Source organism: Curtobacterium sp. MCBD17_034 (assembly GCF_003234515.1).
GTDB lineage: Bacteria > Actinomycetota > Actinomycetes > Actinomycetales > Microbacteriaceae > Curtobacterium.
This window is the reverse complement of sequence record NZ_QKTN01000001.1, coordinates 764993-785754: the sequence shown is the minus strand read 5'-3', so window position 1 is coordinate 785754 and position 20762 is coordinate 764993. Positions and strand designations below refer to the sequence as shown.

The 20762-nt window shown below is 73.5% G+C and carries 18 protein-coding genes; 4 read left to right on the top strand and 14 right to left on the bottom strand.

All coding sequences use genetic code 11. The annotated features are described in order from the left end of the window. Window positions 1-102: 102 nt before the first annotated feature. Genes DEI92_RS03755 through DEI92_RS03745 form a run of 3 tightly spaced genes read right to left on the bottom strand, consistent with a single transcriptional unit; the run spans window position 103 to window position 4045 of the window. Window positions 103-1614 (bottom strand): cytosine permease, encoded by a 1512-nt coding sequence (locus DEI92_RS03755; protein WP_258370042.1) that lies wholly within the window; start codon window positions 1612-1614, stop codon window positions 103-105. Between the two features lie 50 nt (window positions 1615-1664). After that, window positions 1665-3026 (bottom strand): NtaA/DmoA family FMN-dependent monooxygenase, encoded by a 1362-nt coding sequence (locus DEI92_RS03750; protein WP_111049977.1) that lies wholly within the window; start codon window positions 3024-3026, stop codon window positions 1665-1667. Further along, window positions 3023-4045: a hypothetical protein gene (locus DEI92_RS03745; protein ID WP_258370054.1), complete on the bottom strand. Its 1023-nt coding sequence runs from the start codon at window positions 4043-4045 to the stop codon at window positions 3023-3025. Before DEI92_RS03745 ends, DEI92_RS03750 begins: the two co-directional genes overlap by 4 nt. A 182-nt stretch (window positions 4046-4227) precedes the next feature. Here DEI92_RS03745 and DEI92_RS03740 point away from each other — a divergent pair, with 182 nt between their 5' ends. Continuing rightward, window positions 4228-5127, top strand: coding sequence for a LysR family transcriptional regulator (locus DEI92_RS03740; protein WP_181434625.1), 900 nt, complete (start codon window positions 4228-4230; stop codon window positions 5125-5127). Window positions 5128-5219: 92 nt separating this feature from the next. Here DEI92_RS03740 and DEI92_RS03735 read toward each other — a convergent pair whose 3' ends face one another. The 3 genes from DEI92_RS03735 to DEI92_RS03725 form a co-directional block, all read right to left on the bottom strand. Continuing rightward, window positions 5220-5732 (bottom strand): gluconokinase, encoded by a 513-nt coding sequence (locus DEI92_RS03735; protein ID WP_258370039.1) that lies wholly within the window; start codon window positions 5730-5732, stop codon window positions 5220-5222. Continuing rightward, the gene (locus tag DEI92_RS03730; protein WP_111010992.1) at window positions 5729-6046 is read right to left on the bottom strand and encodes a putative quinol monooxygenase; all 318 of its coding nucleotides are present in this window, start codon (window positions 6044-6046) and stop codon (window positions 5729-5731) included. The genes DEI92_RS03735 and DEI92_RS03730 overlap by 4 nt, the downstream gene beginning before the upstream one ends. 197 nt (window positions 6047-6243) lie before the next feature. Then, a complete protein-coding gene (locus DEI92_RS03725; protein WP_111048129.1) occupies window positions 6244-6912 on the bottom strand; it encodes a hypothetical protein in 669 nt (222 codons plus the stop codon). Window positions 6913-7009: 97 nt separating this feature from the next. Here DEI92_RS03725 and DEI92_RS03720 point away from each other — a divergent pair, with 97 nt between their 5' ends. After that, entirely contained in the window at window positions 7010-8782 is a 1773-nt protein-coding gene (locus DEI92_RS03720; RefSeq protein ID WP_375342527.1) for a molybdopterin-dependent oxidoreductase, read from the top strand. Here the strand turns inward: DEI92_RS03720 and DEI92_RS03715 are convergent. Beyond that, entirely contained in the window at window positions 8769-9353 is a 585-nt protein-coding gene (locus tag DEI92_RS03715; protein ID WP_111012354.1) for a TetR/AcrR family transcriptional regulator, read from the bottom strand. The genes DEI92_RS03720 and DEI92_RS03715 overlap by 14 nt on opposite strands. Window positions 9354-9444: 91 nt before the next feature. Here DEI92_RS03715 and DEI92_RS03710 point away from each other — a divergent pair, with 91 nt between their 5' ends. Beyond that, a complete protein-coding gene (locus tag DEI92_RS03710; protein WP_111012353.1) occupies window positions 9445-10548 on the top strand; it encodes a hypothetical protein in 1104 nt (367 codons plus the stop codon). Between the two features lie 30 nt (window positions 10549-10578). Here the strand turns inward: DEI92_RS03710 and DEI92_RS03705 are convergent, their stop codons facing one another. Then, a complete protein-coding gene (locus DEI92_RS03705) occupies window positions 10579-11610 on the bottom strand; it encodes a zinc-dependent alcohol dehydrogenase family protein (RefSeq protein WP_111010988.1) in 1032 nt (343 codons plus the stop codon). Between the two features lie 162 nt (window positions 11611-11772). Between DEI92_RS03705 and DEI92_RS03700 the strand changes: the two genes are divergently transcribed. Then, window positions 11773-12753, top strand: coding sequence for an aldo/keto reductase (locus DEI92_RS03700; RefSeq protein WP_111012352.1), 981 nt, complete (start codon window positions 11773-11775; stop codon window positions 12751-12753). Between the two features lie 84 nt (window positions 12754-12837). On the opposite strand, the gene DEI92_RS03695 is transcribed toward DEI92_RS03700, so the two are convergent. The 6 genes from DEI92_RS03695 to DEI92_RS03670 all read right to left on the bottom strand — a co-directional run bounded on the left by DEI92_RS03695 (window position 12838) and on the right by DEI92_RS03670 (window position 20698). Beyond that, window positions 12838-13626, bottom strand: coding sequence for a putative protein N(5)-glutamine methyltransferase (locus tag DEI92_RS03695; protein ID WP_111012351.1), 789 nt, complete (start codon window positions 13624-13626; stop codon window positions 12838-12840). Between the two features lie 6 nt (window positions 13627-13632). After that, window positions 13633-14610, bottom strand: coding sequence for a ribose-phosphate diphosphokinase (locus DEI92_RS03690; RefSeq protein ID WP_111012350.1), 978 nt, complete (start codon window positions 14608-14610; stop codon window positions 13633-13635). Window positions 14611-14618: 8 nt separating this feature from the next. Continuing rightward, the gene (glmU, locus tag DEI92_RS03685; protein WP_111012349.1) at window positions 14619-16094 is read right to left on the bottom strand and encodes a bifunctional UDP-N-acetylglucosamine diphosphorylase/glucosamine-1-phosphate N-acetyltransferase GlmU; all 1476 of its coding nucleotides are present in this window, start codon (window positions 16092-16094) and stop codon (window positions 14619-14621) included. A 93-nt stretch (window positions 16095-16187) separates the two neighbouring features. Next, entirely contained in the window at window positions 16188-17399 is a 1212-nt protein-coding gene (locus tag DEI92_RS03680) for a zinc-dependent alcohol dehydrogenase (RefSeq protein WP_111012438.1), read from the bottom strand. A gap of 239 nt (window positions 17400-17638) precedes the next feature. After that, window positions 17639-19183: a Mur ligase family protein gene (locus tag DEI92_RS03675; protein WP_111012348.1), complete on the bottom strand. Its 1545-nt coding sequence runs from the start codon at window positions 19181-19183 to the stop codon at window positions 17639-17641. 129 nt (window positions 19184-19312) lie between these two features. Beyond that, the gene (locus tag DEI92_RS03670) at window positions 19313-20698 is read right to left on the bottom strand and encodes an MFS transporter (protein WP_111012437.1); all 1386 of its coding nucleotides are present in this window, start codon (window positions 20696-20698) and stop codon (window positions 19313-19315) included. Window positions 20699-20762 lie beyond the last annotated feature (64 nt).

Sequence of the window (20762 nt, the reverse complement as noted above, 5' to 3'; positions counted from 1 at the left end):
CCCCAACCGTGAGATCGCAGTCGTTGCCGTTCTGACCCCCCTCAGAACGGCAACGACTGCGATCTCACGGTTGGTGGCGGGCGAGAGGGGGGCGGGGGGCGGCTACTCGGCGATGACCCTCGGGTCCGTCTCGTCGACGTCGACCGGGACGGCCGGGGCCTGCTCCTGCCGGGTCACCGCACCGCGGCCGGTCAGGAACGTGCCGAGGAACCCGATCACGAGCGCGACGACCACGCCGAGGTTCGCGTACGCCCACGCGCCCTGGGTCCCGCCGAGTCCGAACGGGCCGAGCAGGTACCCCTGCCAGGACAGCCAGCCCGCGGCGGTGTTCGTGACGAGCCCCCAGCCCACGGCCGTGGCCACGACGAGGATCGCGATGCTGTCCCAGCGGACGTCGCCGTACCGCCCGCGGCGCGTGAACAGCTCCCGCTCGGCGTAGTCCCGCTTGCGGAGCACGAGGTCCGCGATGAAGATGCCCGCCCAGGCCGCGATCGGCACGCCGAGGGTGATGAGGAAGCCCTGGAACACCGTGATGAAGCTCCCCGAGACGAACACGATGTAGATCGTGCCGAGCGTCATGATCACGCCGTCGACGCCGACCGCGACGGGCCGCGAGACCTTGAGCCCGGCGTTGAGCAGCGCGAGTCCGGACGAGTAGATGTCCATGATCGCGCCGGACACGATGCCGAGCACCGCGGTCACGACGAACGGCACGAGGAACCACGTCGGCAGGATCCCCGCGAGCGCCCCCACGGGGTCGGTCCCGATCGCGGACTCGAGGTGCTTCGAGGACCCCGACACGAGCAGGCCGAAGACGAGCAGGACGGCGGGGCCGAGCGACGAGCCGAACGTCGTCCAGAACACGACGCCGCCGCTCGAGGCGCTCCGGGGCAGGTAGCGGGAGTAGTCGGCGGCCGCGTTCACCCAGCCGAGCCCGAACCCCGTCATGACGAACAGGAGCGCGCCGATCACGGCCGGCCCGTTCCCGGACGGCATCGCCATGACCTTCCCGAGGTCGACGTGCCCCGCGGCGAACACGATGTAGAGCACGGTGAGGACGCCCGCGATGATCGTGATCCACCGCTGGAGGCGCATGATGAGCTCGAACCCGAGCGTGCCGCCGAGGACGATGAGGGCGATGACGACGACGAGGGCCGCCACCTTCGTCACGACACCGCCGCCCCAGCCGAGGCGGTCGAACACGGTCGCGGTCGCGAGCACGGCCACCGCGGCGAGCGAGGTCTCCCACCCGACCGTCAGGATCCAGGACACGACGGACGGGAGGCGGTTCCCCCGCACCCCGAACACGCTGCGGCTCAGGGTCATGGTCGGGGCGGACCCCCGCTTGCCTGCGAGCGCGCTGAGCCCGCAGAGCACGTACGACAGCACGACGCCGAGGACGACGACGACCGTCGCCTGCCAGAACGAGATCCCGAACCCGAGGACGTACGCGCCGTAGCTGACGCCGAGGACGCTCACGTTGCCCGCGAACCACGGCCAGAACAGGTCGCGCGGCTTGCCGCGCCGCTCGTGCTCGGCGATCTCGTTGATGCCGTTGCGCTCGACCGAGAGCGCGGATGCCGGGCTCGTGGTCGTGTCGTCGATGGTGCTCACGGTGCTCCTTCGGGGAGGGTGTGGGGTCCGGCCCCGCACCTCCCGGTTGGTCAGGCGGTGGCCGGCTGGTGCCGGAACCGTGCCGCCCGGTGGCTGGCGGGGAGGTGCGGGCCGCGTCCCGAGAGCCGTTCGCGGAACGTGCCCGTGCGGGGCGTCTCGGGCAGCATGCCACGACGACGGAGTTCGGGCACGACGTCGGCGATGAACGACCGGTACGAACCCGGCGTGACGTAGGGCGTGTAGTTGAATCCGTCGAGGTCGGTGTCGGTCACCAGGGCCTCGATGCGGTCGACGACCTCGGTCGGCGTGCCGGTCAGGACGAACTCGCGCATGCCGTTCCGGATGAAGTCCGCGGTGGCCTCGCGCACGGACGTGCCCTTGTACCGCTCGACCTGGGTCCGGCCGCCCTCGGTGGTGACGTCCGAGAACGAGCCCTCGGGGTCGAGCGCGGCGAGGTCGATGCCGGTCATGCTCGCGTAGTAGACGCGTGCGGCGTCCGGGTCGACGTAGGAGAGGTACTCCTCGAGCTGGTCCTCCGCCTGCGCGGTGGACGGTGCGGTGATGACCGACAGACCGGAGACGGTGCGGATGTCCGTCCCGGCCCTCCCGGCCTGCTCGGCGCGGGTGCGGATGTCGGTGACCTGCGCGGCCAACGAGGGCGCGTCCTTGCCCTGCAGGAACACGAGCTCCGCGTTGCCCGCGGCGAAGGCGCGACCCGATGACGACGCGCCGGCCTGGAACAGCACGGGCGTGCGCTGCGGCCCGGGCTCGGTGTTGGCGTAGCCCTCGACGTCGAAGTACCGGCCGTGGTGCACCACCTTGTGCACCTTGCTCGCGTCCGCGTACCGACGTGCGCCCTTGTCGGCGAGGACGGCGTCGTCCTCCCACGAGCCCTCGAGGAGCGCGTAGCTCAGCTCGAGGTACTCCTGCGCGATCGCGTACCGCTCGTCGTGCGGCACGTAGCGGTCCTTGCCGAACAGCTCCGTGACGACCGCGCTCGACGTCGTGACGACGTTCCAGGCGATGCGGCCGCGGGTCAGGTGGTCGAGCGTGGCGAAGCGGCGTGCGTTCGCGAACGGCGGCTCGAAGCTCGTCGACGACGTCACGCCGAAGCACAGGCGTGGGGCGGCCGCGGCCATTGCGGGGACGAGGAGCATCGGGTCGTTCTTCGGGATCTCGACGCCCTGCTCGAAGGCCACGTCGGGCACGACGCCGTCGATCACCGGGTACCCGTACGAGTCGGCGAGGAACATGAAGTCGAACCCGCCGTCGTCGAGCATGCGGGCCAGGTCGGTCCAGTGCTCGAGCTCCTTGTAGCGCCACGTCGTGTTGTCGGGGTGCGCCCAGAGCCCCTGGCTCGTGAGGTTCACGCCGTTGATCTCGAACGCGCCGAGGAACAGTTCCTTCGTCATGCTCGCCCTCCTGTGAGCCATGCGGTGAGCTCACGGTCGAATCGGTCGCGGGTGTCCGCGGACATCCCGGTGGCCCGCGTGCCGGTGCGCGCGAGGTCGGCCAGGGCCTGGTCGTCGAATCCCCACGTCGTGCGGGCGATCGCGTACTGGTCGGACACGGTGGCCCCGAACCAGAGCGGGTCGTCCGCGTTCAGGGTCACCGGGACCCCGCGCTCGACGAGGACCGGGGCGGGGTGCGACGCGAGGTCGGCGACGACGCCGAGCCGCACGTTCGACACCGGGCAGACGTCGCAGACGATCCCCTCGGCCGCCAGCCGATCGGTGACGCGGGCGTCCTCGACCGCTCGGAACCCGTGCGAGATCCGGGAGGCACCGAGCACCTCGAGCACGGCCGTCACGCGGTCCGGCCCGCCGGTCTGGCCCGCGTGGCTCACGACCGGGAGGCCCGCCGCCCGTGCGGCGCGCGCCGCACCGACGAACGGGGCCAGGTCGCCGTCCTCGTCGAAGCAGGCGGTGCCGAGCGCGGTGACGCCGCTGCCGGCGAACCGGGCGGCGAGCGCACCGAGCTCGTCGGCGAGGTCCGCGTCGGCGTCGGTGTTGAGCGTCAGGTCGGCACCGACCTCGACGGGCGTGCCCGCGGCGGCGGCGTCGGCGGCCGCCTCGGCGAAGGCCGCGAGGACGGTGCGGAGGACCTGCTCGTTCCCGCCGAGACGCTCGGCGTACAGCTGCGGCTCGACGGCGGGCTCGAGGTACCGGACGCCCTCGGCGGCCTCGGCGTGCACGAGTGCCCGGCAGAGTGCGGCGAGGTCCTCGTGCGTCGCGACGAGGGCCGGGACGGTGCCGTACGCGTCGAAGAACGCCCAGACGTCGGCGAACCGCTCCGGCCGGTGGAACGGGAGGCCGCGTCGCGTCGCGAGGGCGCGGACCGCGTCGACCGGGTAGCTGCCGTCGAGGTGCGCGTGGAGGTGGGTCTTCGGCAGGGCGCGGAGCCGGTCGTCGGCGGTGGGGTGGACCGGCATCTGCACGTCCGGCAGCGTAGGGCGAGGGCACCACGGCTGTCGCATAGGATGCGCCACTGGGGCCATAAGCAGCGCTGATGTGCCCGCCGACACGGGGATCGGCAGGGTGCGGCGCCGCACTCGGGCCCGGATCCGTTACACGCCGGAAACGCGCGGAGCGCGCGAGCGAGGAGGACCACGCCGTGCCCGTCGACCTCGACCTCCGGCTCCTCCGCGCGTTCGTCGTGCTCGTCGCCGAGCAGGGGTTCACCGCCGCTGCCGCCGTGACCGGGGTGTCGCAGCCGGCCCTGAGTCAGGCCATCCGACGACTCGAGGACGTCCTCGGGGTCGAACTCGTCGACCGCCGTGGCCGGACGCCCGGGAGCGGTGTGCGGCTCACCCCGGCGGGGCACGCGTTCCACGCCGACGCCGTCGCCGTCCTGGCCGCCGCGGAGCGTGCGGTGGCCCGGGCTCGTCGGGTCGCCGCCCGGCCGCGCGTCGTCGTCGGGTTCGGCACGAGCGCGCCACGGGCCCTGACCGGTCTCGCCGTGCGCGAGGGTGAGGCCGCCGACGTCGAGGTCGTGCTCGAGCACGTCCCGTGGGGCAGCGAGCACCAGCGGCTCGCGGCGGGTGAGGTCGACGTGCTCGTGGCGCAGCTCTCCCCCGGGTTCGCGGAGGCCGACTGGGTCGCCACGGTCCTCGGCACGCGCGACCTCGTCGCCGTGTTCCGCGCCGACCACCCGCTCGCCGGACGCACGGCACTGGCGCTCGCGGACCTCGACGACGAGCCGATCGTCGACGCCGCCTCGGACCGGGACTTCTGGATCGCGGCGACACGGCCGGACGGGCGGGCTCCCGTCGTCGTCGGACCCCCGGCGCGGACGGTCGAGGAGATGCTCGCGCAGGTGGCGGCCGGGCGGGGCATGGCGTTCACGAGCACGACGGTGGCCGAGAACGCCGGGGGCACGGGACTCGCGTTCGTGCCGATGGTGGGCCTCCCGGCGGTCAGCGTCGCCATGGTCCGCCGACGCGACGACGACCGCGCGCACGTCCTGGACCTGGTCGACCGCGTCCGCCGGTCCTGGGCCGACCCGGCCGCCTGACCGGCGCTGTGGCCCCGGCGCCGGCACCCTCGGGCCTCGCCGGCGCCGGGGCCCTCGGGCCTCGCTGGCTCCAGCCGGCTCCGGCTGGCCGGTCAGCGGGTGACGAGGGCGCTGTCGATGCTCTGGATCACGGACTCGAGGGTCTGGTCGATCCGGACGACGAGCCCGGCCTCGTCGGCCTGCATCGGCTCGAGCGTCGCGAGCTGCGAGCCGAGCAGCGAGTCGGGCATGTACTCGTGGTGCCGGCGGCGCTGCCGTTCGGCGATGACGTCCTCGTCGCCGGTGAGGAACACGAAGAACAGGTCGGGGTTCGTCGAGCGCAGGCGGTCCCGGTAGACCCGCTTCAGCGCGGAGTTCGCCATGACGCAGCGCTGCCCCTGGGCCTCGATCGCGGCGATGCGGGCCGCGCAGATGTCGAGCCACGGCCAGCGGTCCTCGTCGGTCAGGGGATGCCCGGACCGCATCTTCTCCTTGTTCGCCTGGGGGTGCAGGTCGTCGGCGTCGACGAACTGGGTGCCCTCCCAGTGGCGCGCGAGGGCGGAGCCGATGGTCGTCTTGCCCGAACCGGACACCCCCATGACGACGACGGGGCGATGACCGGTCACAGCGCGCCCTTGGCGTCGTCGCCGAGCGGCACCGGGCGGAGGACCCGGACCTCGAGCGGACTCGCGAGCAACGGCTGCACGCGCTGCGTGAAGGCGGTGAACTCGGGCGCGGCGCCGTGCTGCTCGAGGGCCTGCTGGTCGCTCCACTGCTCGATGAGCACGAGGACGCCCTCGCCGGCCTCGTGCAGCGCGTAGCGGAGGTTGCCCTCGTCCTGCTGTGCGACCGGCACGTACTCCTGCACGGCGGCGGTCAGGTCCGCGACGGACTCGGGCTTCGGACGGAAGGTCGCGACGACGACGATCGGATCGGTCATGGGCCCACAGTACGAACCGCTGCGTGCGCCGCTCCCAGGGCGTCCGGAGGCTCGCGCTCGCGGCGGCGAGAGGCAATGGGATCGGCCGTGGCGGGGCGCGGCGCGAGCGCGAGCGCGAGCGTGCAGGACATGCCGCTCACGTCACGAGCTGAGCGGCGCGTTGTGCGATCTCGCGAGCAGCGGTCGGCCGGGCGTGCCTACAGGATGACGCGCTCGGCGGCGAGGTCGGCGCTGAGCCGGTCGAGCGCCGGCCCACGGCCGAGCAGCCGCAGCGACCCGAGCGCGCGGCGCACCGCGAACGTCGCGACCGCGGGCGTGCCGTCCGGACGGTGGAAGTGGATGGCGATGACCGCGCGGTGGGGGGACGAGGAGCCGTCGGGGAGGTCCTCGACACCGACGTGCACGACCCGCGTCCACCGGACCACGAGCACCCGCAGGGCCTGCCGCCCGTCGAGTTGCCACAGGGACGCCTCGGTCGCGCCGAACCCCCAGACGACGTGGCGCCCGAGGGCGACCTCGGGATGCGCGCGCCCGACGAGGTCGCGGAGTTCGCTCGTCGGCACCGCCGGCACGAGCCGCACGGTCGGGTCGATGCTGCGGATCGCCCGTCCGAGCGACACGTCGGTCGTCCGGACGCGCTTCGACCATGACATGCCGACGCCGAGCGCCACGATGAGCACCCCCACGAGCGTCGCGAGGAACTGCACGACCCCGAGCACACGGAGGTCCGCGGCGGGATCCGTGCTCACCACCGTCACCCGCACGACGAGCAGCGCCACCCACAGCACGACGACGCCCCACCGCACGATCGCCCAGCGGTCGACGCCGCGCGCGATGCGGCGGTCCGGGCCGAGGTGGGTGGTCACCGTCCGATCCTCGCACGCAGCGGTCCCCGGCGAAGCGCCGAGTTCGGGGGGTCCGGCGACCCGGGGAACCGCCAGAGGACCCGCCTACGATCGCCCCGTGAGCACCGAGGACCCGGACCAGCGCGACGCCGCTCGACACCACCGCCCGGCGCCCGGTGCCGACCGCCGCGCGCCCGGTGCGGATCGCCCGGCAACCGGTGCCGACCGCCCCGCGCCCGGTGCCGACCGCCGCGCGCCCGGTACTGCCATCGCGGCGCCCCTTGCCGCGGAACCCGTCGACCGCCCGCTGCACCTGCCCGACCGCACACGGACGATCGCCGCCGCGGCCGTGGGGCTCGTGGCCGGGATCGTGTTCCTCGCCGTCGCCGAGATCGTCGCGCTCCTGCTCAACGGTGCCGGCAGTCCGCTCGTCGCGGTCGGCTCGGCCGCGATCGACCTCGCGCCGCGGTGGGTGAAGGACCTCATGGTGACGCTGTTCGGCACGGGCGACAAGGCGGCGTTGTTCGTCCTCATGGCAGTGCTCCTCGCCCTGATCACCGCGGCGGCGGGCGTCCTCGAGCGCCGTCGTCCGCCGTTCGGCACCGTCGTGTTCGCCATCGGCGGGGTGATCGCCCTCGTCGCGGTGATGACCCGTTCCGGCAGCGGGAGCCTCGACGGTGCACCCTCGGTCGTCGGGGTCCTCGCGGCGGTCGTCACGCTCCGCCTCAGCATGCAGCGGTTCCGGCGGTGGGACGCCGCCGCCGAGCAGCACGCGACCCCGACCGCAGCGAGCACGATGACGGGCTCCCCCGCGGTGCAACGCCGGGCGTTCCTCGGGTGGACGCTGACCCTCGGCGTCACCGCGCTCGTCGTCGGGGCCGGCGCGCGCGTCGTCGACGCGGCGAGCTCCGCCGCAGCGGCCGTCAAGCGCGCCGTCCACCTGCCGACACCGGCCGTGCACGAGCGCGTGGTCCCGGCCGGCGCGAGTCTCGGCGTGCACGGGATCACGCCGTACGTCACCCCGAGCGCCGAGTTCTACCGGATCGACACCGCGCTGCGCGTGCCGTCGGTCGATCCCGACACCTGGAAGCTCCGGATCACCGGCATTGTCGACCACGACGTCGAGATCTCGTTCGCCGACCTGCTCGCCCGGCCGCTCGAAGAGCACATGGCCACCATGAGCTGCGTCTCGAACGAGGTCGGCGGCGACCTCATCGGCAACGCGCTCTGGCTCGGGTACCCGATCCGGCACCTGCTCGCCGAGGCCGGCCCGCACGCATCGGCGGACATGGTGCTCTCGCGGAGCGTCGACGGGTTCACCGCGGGCACACCCCTCGACGTCCTGCAGGACGCCGGCACGGACGCGATCCTGGCGGTCGGCATGAACGGCGAGCCGCTGCCCGCCGAGCACGGGTTCCCGGTCCGCATGGTCGTCCCCGGCCTGTACGGCTACGTGTCCGCCACGAAGTGGGTGACCGAGCTCACCGTCACGCGGTTCGCCGACGCCGAGGGCTACTGGACACCCCGCGGGTGGAGCGCGCAGGGGCCGGTCAAGCTCGAGTCGCGGATCGACACGCCACGGTCTGGAGGCACGGTGCGCGCGGGCGAGCGGGTCGCGGTCGCCGGGGTGGCGTGGCAGCCGCACACCGGCGTGCGGGGCGTGCAGGTCCGCGTCGACGACGGAGCATGGCGCGACGCCGAGCTCGCGGACTCGGTGTCCGCGGACACCTGGCGGCAGTGGGTGCTCCGCGACTGGACGCCGACGCACGGGCCGCACACCCTGACGGTCCGGGCGATCAGCGCGGACGGCACGGTGCAGACGAGCGTCGAGCGGGCGCCGGCACCGAACGGGGCGAGCGGCTGGCACTCGGTGGGCGTCACCGCGAGCTGAGGTCGCCGCCGCCCGTCATCGCGAGGAACCGCGCCATGGTCTCGCGGACGACCGCGACCAACGCGCGCTCACCGTCCTCGTCGAGCCAGCGGTCGAGCGACACCCACCACACGGCACCGCTGACCTCGGCGGCGAGCGTGGCGGACAGGTCGTCCTCGCCGCGCTCGACGAACCCGGCACGGACGGCCCGGGCGAGCGCCGCATGCTTCGTCAGCTCGCGTTCGCGCAGGCGCTCGTCGCTCCGGACCACCGCACGGTGGGTGAGCAGGTACTCGCGCAGGGGTTGGAACCGGGTCTCGGCCAGGGTCTCCAGCCCCGCCGCGATGAGGGCGATCGGCGCGAGGTCCGGCGGCGCCTGGGCGAGCAGCTCGGCCACCACCGCGGGGAACTGGTCCTCGAACCCGAACAGGACCTCGCGCTTGTCGGCGAAGTGCCGGAAGAACGTCCGGGTGGTGAGGCCGGCGCGCGCGGTGATCTGCGGGACGGTGGTCGCGGCGAACCCCTGCTCACGGAACAGCTCGAGCGCGGCCTGCTCGAGGCGCGCTCGTGCATCCGGATCCCATCGAGCCACCCGTCGATCCTACTCACGACACGTCGTGTCATCACGTGTATCGTGACGACACGACGTGTCATCGAGGCACGCGGGACGGGCGGAGCACGACATGCACGACGAGGTCATGGTCCTCGGGGCCACCGGGCGCACCGGACGGGCGATCGCGGCGGAGCTCCACGCCCGCGGTGTCCCCGTGGTGCTCGCAGCGCGGGACCGAGCGCGGCTCGAGGAGGTCCGGGACGCCGTGTCCGCCGTCGCCTCCGAGCGGCCGGGCTCGGCCGCGCGCAGTCCCCGGATGGTCGTCGGCGGATTCAGCGACCTCCTCGCGGCGATCGGACGGGAACGACCCGGGGTCGTCGTCAACACCGTGGGCCCCTTCACGCGGACCGCGCTCCCGGTCGTCCGGGCGCTCCCACACGGCACGCACTACCTCGACCTGTCGAACGAGTACGCCGCGGTCGACGACGTCCTGCGGCAGGACCGTCGCGCGGCAGCCGCGGGACAGGTCCTCGTGCCCGGCGCCGGGTTCGGGGTGGTCGCGGTCGAGAGCGTCGTCGTGCGCCTGTGCGACGGCGAGCCCCGGCCGCGGCGCGTCCGGGTCGACGCGATCGCCTCGGTGGCGACCGAAGCCGGGACCCTCGGCAGTGCCCTGGCGGAGTCCATCGCCGACGTCGCGGCCTTCGGCGGAGCGCAGGTCCAGGACGGTCGACTCGTCCGCACGCGACGGGTCGTCACGGACTACCGGACCATCACGACGCCGGACGGGGACCGGGTCGGCGCCGGCAGCGGCGCGAGCGGTGAACTGCTCGCGGCCTGGCTCGCGAGCGACGCGGACGACGTGGTCGCGGCCTCGGCCCTCGCCCCCGCGAACCCCGCGGTGCGCGCCGTCCTCCCGCTCGCGACCGCCCTGTTCCGGATCGCCCCCGTGCGGCGCTTCGTCGTCGGGCGCCTGTCCGCGATCCGCTTCGAGGACCGACCTCGCCCTCGGGCGTCGTCGTGGGGCCACGCACGGGTCGAGTGGCCGGACGGCCGCGTGCGCGAGGGCTGGCTGCGGCTCGGTGACGCATCCGTGTTCACGACCGCAGCCGCCGTCGAGGTCGCGACACGGCTCCTCCAGGGCGAGGGCCGACCGGGCGCTGGCACCCCCGGCGTGGTGTTCGGCGCCGACCTGGCGGTCGCCGCTGGCGGCGTCGTCGTCGACGCGCCTGCGTGAGCGGGGTGTCGACGACACCGGCCGCCAGGGTCAGAGCACCGCCACGGTCATCCCCGGCACCGCGGCGGGTCCGTCGAGTCCGGTGAGCGCGGCGGGCAGCTCCTCGAACCCGATGGTCCGGCCGACCGTGGTGTCCGGCCGCAGATGCCCCGACACGATCGCGGCGAGCATGGCCGCGTACTCCGAGACGGCGATCCCGTGGCTCCCGAGCAGCTCGAGCTCCTGGGCGATGACGCGGCCCATCGCGACGGCGGGCTCGGCCTCGGCGCCGAGCAGCAGCCCGACCTGGACGTGACGCCCCCGTGGGCGGAGGCTCTCGATCGCCGCGTTCGACGTGCTCCGGCTGCCGAACGCGTCGAAGGAAACGTGGACCCCGCCCCCGGCGAGCGCGCGCACCCGCTCGACGGCGTCGGGTCCGCTCGGCACGGTCACGGCGCCGAGCGCCTGGGCCCGTTCGAGCGCCGCGGGAGCGACGTCGACCGCGATCACCTGGGCCCCCGCCGCGAGCGCGACGACGATCGTGGACAGCCCGACCCCGCCGCAGCCGTACACGGCGACCCACTCCCCCGTCTGGACCCGCCCGCGCGCGTGGACGGCGTGGTAGGCCGTGCCGAACCGGCAACCGAGCCCCGCGGCCTCGACGAACCCGATCGCGTCGGGCAGCGGCACGAGGTTGAGGTCGGCGTGCGGCACCACGACCTGCTCGGCGAACGACCCGGGCAGCGTGAACCCCGGCTGCTCCTGTCGTGTGCACACCTGCGTCGCCCCGGCGCGGCACTCGTCGCACGTGCCACAGGCGAACACGAACGGCGCCGTCACCCGGTCACCGACGCGGTGCTCGTGGACGTCCGGACCGACCTGGGCCACGACGCCCGCGAACTCGTGCCCGGGGACGTGCGGCAGGTGCACCGAGTCGTCGTGTCCGCGCCATGCGTGCCAGTCGCTGCGGCACACGCCCGTCGCCGCCACCCGGACGACCACGCCGTCGGGCGGACAGGCGGGGGCGTCGACCTCGACGACGGAGGGCTGGGCACCGAAGGCGTCGTACCGGACTGCGCGCATGCGCCAATCCTCGCAGCCCCGACGGGCGGGCGGCGTGCCCCGTTGCGCGAGATCGCAGTCGTCGTCGCTCTGGAGGCCCGCAGAACGGCGACGACTGCGATCTCGCGGAGGGGTGCGGCGTGTACACAGGGGAGCAGGACGACGACGTCAGGAGACGACCGCATGGAGTACACCCACCTCGGACCGACCGGCCTGCGGGTCAGCCGCATCACGCTCGGTTGCATGAGCTTCGGCAACGGCAACGAGCAGCAGACCTGGACGCTCGACGCCGCCGCGGCGGAGCCGATCTTCCGGAGGGCGGTGGAGCTCGGCATCGACTTCTGGGACACCGCGAACGTCTACGGGCGCGGCAGCTCCGAAGAGGTCACCGGCGCGGCGATCCGCGAGTACACCCGCCGCGAGGACGTCGTCCTGGCCACGAAGGTGTTCGGTGAGATGGGCCCGGGCCCTGGCGAGTCCGGACTGAGCCGTCGGGCGATCCTGGAGCAGGTCGACAAGTCCCTGCAGCGACTCGGCACCGACTGGATCGACCTGTACCAGATCCACCGGTTCGACCCGGACACCCCCGTCGAGGAGACAATGGAGGCCCTGCACGACGTCATCCAGGCGGGCAAGGTGCGCTACATCGGTGCGTCGAGCATGTGGGCGTGGCAGTTCGCCAAGCTGCAGGCCGCAGCGGACCTCGGTGGGTGGACGCGATTCGTGTCCATGCAGAACCAGTACAGCCTCGTGCAGCGCGAGGAGGAGCGAGAGATGTTCGGGCTCCTCGCGGACCAGGGCGTCGGGTCGATCCCGTGGGGTCCCCTGCAGGCCGGCAAGCTGGCACGCCCGTGGAGCGAGCAGAACACCGCCCGTGCCGGTGACGAGCCGGAACGCGACCCGAAGGGGAACCCCGTCCGACTCGACTCGGACGAGGGCATCGTCGACGCGGTGGCGCGGATCGCCGACGAGCGTGGGGTCAGCATGGCGCAGGTCGCGCTCGCGTGGGTGCTGCGCAACCCGGTCGTGGACGCGCCCATCGTCGGCGCCACCAAGGTGCACCACATCGAGGACGCCGCGGCTGCCCTCGACGTCCACCTGACCGACGACGAGGCAGCGGCGCTCGAGGAGCACTACGTGGCCCGCCAGCCGACGTTCTTCTGACCCGGGCCCATCCCGCGAGATCGCAGTCGTTGCCGCTCAGGCGACCCCGAGAACGGCATCGACTGCGATCTCGCGGGGGTGGGGTCAGGCGGGGCGGACGGCGACGACGACCGTGGCGTCACGGTCGTCGTCTCGAGCGATCCGCGCCTCCAGGCCGGCGGCCGTGAAGAGCGCGGCGGATGCGTCTGCCTGTTCTGCGCTCACCTCGATGACGACGGCGCCGCCGGGGCGGAGCCACTCGCCGACGCCCGCGGCGATCCGCCGGTGCACGTCCAGCCCGTCGGCGCCGCCGTCGAGCGCGACGCGGCGCTCGTGCTCACGCGCCTCCGGTGGCATCAGCGCGATGGCGTCCGTCGGCACGTAGGGCGCGTTCACCGCCACGACCGTGACGGCGCCGCGGAGGCGGTCGGGCAGCGGCTCGAACAGGTCGCCGACGACGGCCACGGCACGGCCGGCCAGGTTCTCGGCCGCGACCTCGACCGCGTCCGGGTCGATGTCCACGGCGACGAGGTCCAGCAGCCCCACCGTCACGATGAGGCCGACGCTGATCGCGCCGACGCCGCAGCACAGGTCCACGACGCTGTCGCCGACCTGGAGGAACGGGGCGGCCTCCTCGACGACGAGCTCGGTCCGCCGACGGGGCACGAACACGCCGGGCACCACCCGGACCCGGTGCCCGCAGAACGACGCCCACCCGACGACGACCTCGAGCGGTTCGCCCGCGAGGCGCCGTTGCAGCAGGGTCCGCAGCCGGACCGCGTCGCCGTCCGCCTCGTCGAGGATGACCGTGGCCTCGTCCTCGGCGAACACGCTGCCGGCCGCGCGGAGTCGGGCGGTCAGGGCGCGGTGCGCGGCCGGGTCGTGGTCGGGCATGCGCCGCTACGCTGCGCCGTCGAACATCGAGGTCACGGAGCCGTCGTCGAAGACCTCGTGGATGGCGCGGGCGATGAGCGGCGCGATCGGCAGGATCGTCAGGCGGTCCCAGCGCTTGTCCTCAGCGAGCGGCAACGTGTCCGTGACGACGACCTGGTCGATGAACTCGCTCTGCAGCAGCTCGGTCGCCGGGTCGGAGAACACCGCGTGCGTGGCCGCGACCACGACCCCGACCGCCCCGTTCGCCTTGAGGGCCTCGGCCGCCTTGGCGATCGTCCGGCCGGTGTCGATGAGGTCGTCGACGAGCAGGCACCAGCGGCCCGAGACGTCCCCGACGATCTCGTGGACCGTGACCTGGTTCGGCACGAGCGGATCACGGCGCTTGTGGATGATCGCCAGCGGCGCGCCGAGCTTCTCGCTCCAGATGTCGGCGACCCGGACGCGGCCCATGTCGGGCGACACGACCGTGAGCGTCGCCGGGTCGAGCAGCTGCCGGAAGTGCTCGAGCAGCACGGGCATCGCGAACAGGTGGTCGACCGGGCCGTCGAAGAAGCCCTGGATCTGCGGTGCGTGCAGGTCGACGCTCATGATCCGGTGGGCGCCGGCGGCCTTGAACAGGTCGGCGACGAGGCGGGCCGAGATCGGCTCACGCCCGCGGCCCTTCTTGTCCTGACGGGCGTAGGGGTAGAACGGCGCGACGACCGTGATCCGCTTGGCCGACGCGCGCTTGAGGGCGTCGACGATGATGAGCTGCTCCATGAGCCACTCGTTGATCGGCGCGGTGTGGGACTGGATGACGAAGGCGTCGCAGCCGCGGACCGACTCGTCGAACCGCGCGTAGAGCTCGCCGTTCGCGAAGGTCCGGGCGTCCGTCGGGACGAGGTCGAGCCCGAGTTCGTCCGCGATCGACTCGGCGAGCTCCGGATGCGCTCGGCCCGACACCAGCACGAGTCGCTTCTGGCCGGTCATCTTGATTCCGGACACCTGTGTGCTCACTCCTCGACCCGCGGGGTCGCGCTCTGGGGGGATGGGGCGGGGGCGCGTCGTGCCCCCGCGGCCGCAGCGGCCTCGGCAGCAGGGGTTCCGGGCCGATGTTCCTCAACCCAGCCCTCGGTGATGCGCTGCGGGGCGTAGCTGATGGCGAGCGAGCCGGCGGGGACGTCCTTGCGGACCGTCGTTCCCGCTCCCGTGTACGCCCCGTCCCCAATCCTAACCGGGGCGACGAAGACGTTGTGCGAGCCGGTGCGGACCTGGGAGCCCACCTCGGTGCGGTGCTTGTGCACGCCGTCGTAGTTCGCGGTGATCGTGTTCGCGCCGATGTTCGAGCCCTCGCCCACCTCGGCGTCCCCGATGTACGACAGGTGCGGCACCTTGCTGCCGCGGCCGATGCGGGCGTTCTTCGTCTCGACGAAGGTGCCGATCTTGCCGTCGTCGCCGAGGTACGTCCCGGCCCGGAGGTACGCGAACGGCCCGACGGTCGCCCTGGCGCCGACGACCGCGAGCGTCGCATCGGTCCGGACGACGGTCGCGCCGGGTCCGACCTCGGTGTCACGGAGCGTCGTGTCCGGTCCGACGACCGCGCCGGCCGCGATCGCCGTGGCCCCCTCGAGTTGCGTGCCCGGCAGGATCTCGGCGTCGGGCTCGATCGTGACGTCGAGGTCGATCCACGTCGTCGCCGGGTCCTTGATCGTGACGCCGGCGAGCTGGTGCGCGCGGACGATCCGGGCGTTGAGCTCGCGCCCCGCGTCGGCGAGCTGGGCGCGGTCGTTCACGCCGGCGACCAGCCACGGGTCGGACAAGGTGAGGACGTCGATGCGACCACCCCGGGCGGCGATGAGGGCGGGCGCGTCGGTGATGTACTTCTCGCCCTGCGCGTTGTCGGTGCCGATCGACGGCAGGACGGCGCGGAGCTGCGCGACGTCGAACGCGTAGATGCCCGCGTTCGCCTCGGTGATCATGCGCTGCTCGTCGGTGGCGTCCTTGTGCTCGACGACCCCCGTGAACGCACCCCGCTCGTCGCGGAGGATCCGTCCGAGCCCGGTCGGGTCGGGCGCGATCGCGCTGACGAAGGTCACGGCGTCGCCCGCGGTGGTGTGCTGCTGCACGAGGGCCCGGACGCTCGCCGCGTCGAGCAGCGGCACGTCCGCACTGAGCACGACGACGACGCCGTCGAAGTCGGCCGGGAGCGCGGCGACCGCCACCTCGACGGCACGGCCGGTGCCGGGGACGTCGTCCTGGTCGACGACGAGGGCGTCCGGCATGCGCTCGGTGACCTCGGCCGCGACGCGCTCGCGCTCGTGCCGGACGACGACCGCCACGTGCGCCGGTGCGAGGGACTCCGCGGTGCGGAGCACGTGGGCGATGAGCGGGAGTCCGGCGAGCCGGTGGAGCACCTTGGGGGTCGCGGACTTCATGCGGGTGCCCTGCCCGGCGGCGAGGACGACCACGGCGATCGGCTGGTCGGTCATGCTCCCATCCTGGCCCGGTTCGCGGCCGGGAGGGACGACACACGGGCCCGGCGTCGGGTCCGGTGCCGCGCCTCCCGGCCGACACGCCGTCGGTCAGCCGACGAGCGTCAGTTCCACCTTGGTCCAGCCGTCCTCGCGCCGGTCGAACGCCTCGTACGCCGCGATCGCGTCCGTCATGGCCTCGTGCTGGGTGATCAGGGTCGTCGGGTCGAACTGCCCGCTCGCGACGAGGTCGATGAGCGGCGGCGTGACGGAGTGGTGATCGCAGTTCCCCGCGCGGATCGTGAGGTTCTTGTTCATGGCCTCGCCGATCGGGTAGGCGTCGACGGTCGGCGAGTACACGCCGATGATCCCGATGCGGCCGTACTTCGCGACGACCTGCACCGCCCAGCGCGCGACCTGCGAGGGTCCGTCGCCCGGCTTCCACTGGTCGCCCCGAGGCTGCGCGTCGGGAGCGATCGAGGCGACCTCGGCGTCGAACTGCTCGGCCTCGTCGGCGGAGACCGCGGCGGGTCCCTGCTTCGGGCGCTCGGCGTCGACCCCGACCGCGTCGATGACGCAGTCCGCACCGATCCCGTTCGTCAGGTCCATGACCGCCTGGACGGGGTCCTCGCGGTTGAAGTCGACGACCTCGGCGTGCTGCGCCAGGGCCTGGGCCAGCCGGGTCTCCTGGCCGTCCACGACGATCACGCGACCCGCGCCCTGCTTGAACGCCGAGGCGATCGCGAACTGCCCGACGATGCCCGCTCCGAACACGACGACCACGTCACCACGGCTGACACCGGCCAGCTCGGCGCCGAACCACCCGGTCGGGAAGATGTCGGACAGCAGGATCGCCTGCTCGTCGCTCACGTTCTCGGGCAACCCGTGCATGGTGTTCTGCGCCCAGGGGACGCGCACGTACTCGGCCTGGAGTCCGTCGACGGGACCGGTCGACACCGGGCCACCGAAGAAACTCGTGCCGGCCTGCGACCCGTTCGGGTTCGCCACGTCGCACTGCGCCGTCTTGCCCATCCGGCAGTACCGACAGGCGCCGCACGAGATCGTGGAGTTGATGAGGACGCGGTCGCCTGCGCTGAATCCGCGGACGGCGTCGCCGACCTGCGTGACGACGCCCACGGCCTCGTGACCGAGGATCGTGCCCTCCTGCATCGGGGCCATCGTCCCGCGGACGAAGTGCAGGTCGGTTCCGCAGATCGCGCTTCGGGTGACGCGGACGATCGCGTCGTGCGGGTCCTGGATCGTCGGCTCGGGGACCTCGTCGAGTCGGATGTCGCCGATGCCGTGCCAGACGACTGCCTTCATGAGCGTGCTCCTCACGTCCTGCCGCAGCTCGCGCACGAGCGTCGCGGATCCCCGGATCTCGGGGCGCGCTGGACGGTACGCGGATGCCGGTGCGAGCTCGGGGGACGGCACTGCCAGGGTCGGCGGTCCGACCGGGAGGCACGGCGCACGTCGGCGACGTCGGACGCGGTGCCGGGCCTCCCGGACCCGCTGCCGGGCCTCCCGGACCCGGTCCTGGCCGCGCGGGCCGCGCCGCCGCCTCAGGCCTCGACGCCGACGCCCCATCCGGCCTCGGCGAGCGCCACCGCGGCGTCCTCGTACGACGAGTAGGGGACGTGCGCGTCGCCGATGATGCGGTAGTCGGTCAGCCCGGGGCCGGCCCAGTACACGGCCCCGTCCGCTCCCGCGTGGCGGAGGGCGGCGCGGATCGCGCTGGGCGGATCGGGGATCTCGAGGATGGTCGTGTCGGTGCCCGCCCCGCGCGCGCCGGCGAGGATCGCCGCGCGGATGGCGTCCGGGTCCTCGTGCCGGGGGTGGTGGTCCGCGACGATGACGACGTCGGCGTGCCGGGCCCCGACCTCGCCCATGCCCGCGCGCTTGGTCGGGTCCTTGTCCCCGTCGGCGCCGACGACCATGACGAGCGGCCCGGCCGTGAACGCCCGCATCGCGATGAGGCTCTTCTCGAACGCGTCGGGGGTGTGCGCGAAGTCGACGAAGACCCGGGGCCCGGTGGCCGCGGACGCGTCCGCCATGCGCCCGGGGACGTCGACGTCGAGCCGAGCGCCGACCGCGCGCACGAGGTCCGGGAACGGCACGCCCGAGGCGGCGAGCATGACGATCGCGAGCCCCGTGTTCGCCGCCATGTGCACGCCGAGCAGGGGCACCTCGGTGGTGACGGTCGCTCCCCCGGGGCCGTCGAGCCGGAACCGCGTGGCGTCCGGGCGCTGCTCGAGGACGGTGACGTGCCAGTCGGCGGCCGTGTCCGGGCGCGAGGTGATGGTCGTCAGGGGGACCTCGGCGGACGCCGCGATCCGCGCACCGGCGGCCGAGTCGAGCGACACGACCGCGCGCCGCGATCGGTCGGGGCGGAACAGGAGCGCCTTGGCCGCCAGGTACGCGTCGAAGTCGGCGTACTCGTCGAGGTGGTCGTGGCTGAGGTTCGTGAACCCGGCGACGTCGACGACCACCCCGTCCACCCGGTGGCGGGACAGGGCCTGCGCGCTGATCTCGAGGGCGACGCCGTCGGCACCGTGCTCCAGGGCCGCGGCGAGGAACCCGTGGAGCTCGCTCGCCTCGGGGGTCGTCAGCCGGCTCGCGATGACCCGGTCGCCCACGTGGCGCTCGGCGGTGGAGGTCAGCGCGGTCCGCCACCCGAGTCGGCGCATGACCGCGTCGAGCAGGTACACGCTCGACGTCTTGCCGTTCGTGCCGGTGACGCCGAACAGCGTCGCGGACGGCGCGGACGTCCCGAACACGACCGCCGCCGTCCGACCGAGCACGGCGCGGGGTGACGGCACGACGAGGATCGGCACGGTCGACGCCGCGAGCGCCTCGGCACCCGCCGCGTCGGTGAGGACCGCGACGGCCCCCGCCGACAACGCGGCCGGGACGAACCGGACGCCGTGCGTGTGGGCACCGGGCATCGCGACGAACAGGTCCCCGGGGCGGACCTCGCCGTCCTCGACGGCGACGCCGGTCACGCGCAGGTCGTCGGGGACGGCGGTCGGCGTGGTCGCGCCGACGACCTCGGCGACGGCACGGAGCGCGGTGCCCGTCGGGTTGCGGGGCCGGAACGCATCGGACACCGGTCGACTCCTCGTCGTCGTGGCTCAGGACAGCGCGACGCTACGCCGGAGAGGTGCGGGTCGGGGTACGTGCCGTTCAGGCGACGGCGAGGAGGGGACGCGTGCTGCCCCCTCCCACCCGACTGCGGCTCAGGCCCGCCCGAGGGATGCCGGCTGCGCGCGCTGCACCCGGACGAAGAGCATGAGCACGAGCCCGGCGAGCAGCACCGCGACGATGCCGAGGATGCCGAACCGCGTGGATCCGCCGATCGTCACGGCGAGTCCGAACAGCGCGGGTGCCAGGAAGCTCGCCGCCCGGCCCGTGGTGGCGTACAGACCGAAGAGCTCGCCCTCGCGCCCGGGGGTCGCGAGGCGCGCGAGGTAGGCGCGGCTCGACGACTGCACCGGGCCGACGAACAGACACAGCGCGAGGCCGAGCACCCAGAATCCCTGCTGCGCGGTGCCGATGAACAGGACGCCCGTGCCGCACGCGACGAGTCCGACGAGCGCGGCGAGGATGAGCGCGCGCGAGCCGAAGCGGTCGTCGAGCCGTCCGGACACGACGGTGGCGATGCCCGCGACGACGTTCGCCGCGATCGCGAACAGGATGACCTCGGACGACGAGAACCCGAACACCTGCGCGGCGATGATCGCCCCGAACGTGAACACGGCGGCGAGGCCGTCGCGGAACACGGCGCTCGCGACGAGGAACATGAGGAGGTCGCGCCGCTCGCGCCACAGTCGGGCGACGTCGCGGCCGAGGTCGGCGTAGGCGGTGAGGACGCCGCTGCGCCGCGCCGGTCCGCGGGTGGCCTCGGGCACGACGACGAACAGCGGCACCGACGAGGCCGCGAGCCACAGCGCGGCGATGCCGATCGCGACCCGGACGCTCCACTCCCCACCCGCCACGGTCGACGGCAGGCCGAGCAGTCCCGCGCGGTCGGGCGAGCCGAAGTCCTGGATGCACAGCACGAGCAGGACGACGAGCAGCACGATGCCCCCGAAGTACCCGGCGGCCCAGCCGATGCCGGACACCCGGCCGGTCCGGCCCTCGGGGGCGACCTGCCCGAGCATCGCGTTGTAGCCGACGCTGGCGATCTCGTACGCGACCGTGCCGATGCCGAGGAGGGACGCCCCGAGCACGAGGTACGGCTGGGCTGGCGCGACGAACACCATGCACCCGATGCTCAGCACGATGCCGATCGTCGCGAGCAGCACGGACCGCTTCCGGTGCCCGGACGCGTCGGCGAACCGGCCGATCGCCGGTGCGATGAGCGCGACGACGACGCCGGCGATCGTCAGCGCGACCGACACCACGGTCGCGTTGTGGGCGAGGGCTGCCTCGACCGCCCGCCGCCCGGCCGCACCGTGCTCGTGCGCGACGAGGGCGGGGTCGATGAACGCGCGACTGGCCAGGTAGGTGCTGAAGACGAACGTCGTGACGACGGCGTTGAACGCGGCCGATCCCCAGTCCCAGAGCGCCCACGCCACGAGGCCACGCCGGTCGGTGCGCTGCGGGGGCGCCGTTGCTGCCATGGGCGAACCGTAGCGGAGCCGGGTGTCGCACGGGTCGCGGCGGTGGCGGTCGGCGGCGATCGCA

Bases quoted from the DNA above. Each gene is read 5' to 3' on its own strand.
- DEI92_RS03750 (WP_111049977.1), bottom strand. From the start codon at position 3,026: ATGACGAAGGAACTGTTCCTCGGCGCGTTCGAGATCAACGGCGTGAAC.
- DEI92_RS03745 (WP_258370054.1), bottom strand. From the start codon at position 4,045: ATGCCGGTCCACCCCACCGCCGACGACCGGCTCCGCGCCCTGCCGAAG.
- DEI92_RS03730 (WP_111010992.1), bottom strand. From the start codon at position 6,046: ATGACCGATCCGATCGTCGTCGTCGCGACCTTCCGTCCGAAGCCCGAG.
- DEI92_RS03710 (WP_111012353.1), top strand. From the start codon at position 9,445: ATGCACGACGAGGTCATGGTCCTCGGGGCCACCGGGCGCACCGGACGG.
- DEI92_RS03705 (WP_111010988.1), bottom strand. From the start codon at position 11,610: ATGCGCGCAGTCCGGTACGACGCCTTCGGTGCCCAGCCCTCCGTCGTC.
- DEI92_RS03700 (WP_111012352.1), top strand. From the start codon at position 11,773: ATGGAGTACACCCACCTCGGACCGACCGGCCTGCGGGTCAGCCGCATC.
- DEI92_RS03695 (WP_111012351.1), bottom strand. From the start codon at position 13,626: ATGCCCGACCACGACCCGGCCGCGCACCGCGCCCTGACCGCCCGACTC.
- glmU (WP_111012349.1), bottom strand. From the start codon at position 16,094: ATGACCGACCAGCCGATCGCCGTGGTCGTCCTCGCCGCCGGGCAGGGC.
- DEI92_RS03680 (WP_111012438.1), bottom strand. From the start codon at position 17,399: ATGAAGGCAGTCGTCTGGCACGGCATCGGCGACATCCGACTCGACGAG.
- DEI92_RS03670 (WP_111012437.1), bottom strand. From the start codon at position 20,698: ATGGCAGCAACGGCGCCCCCGCAGCGCACCGACCGGCGTGGCCTCGTG.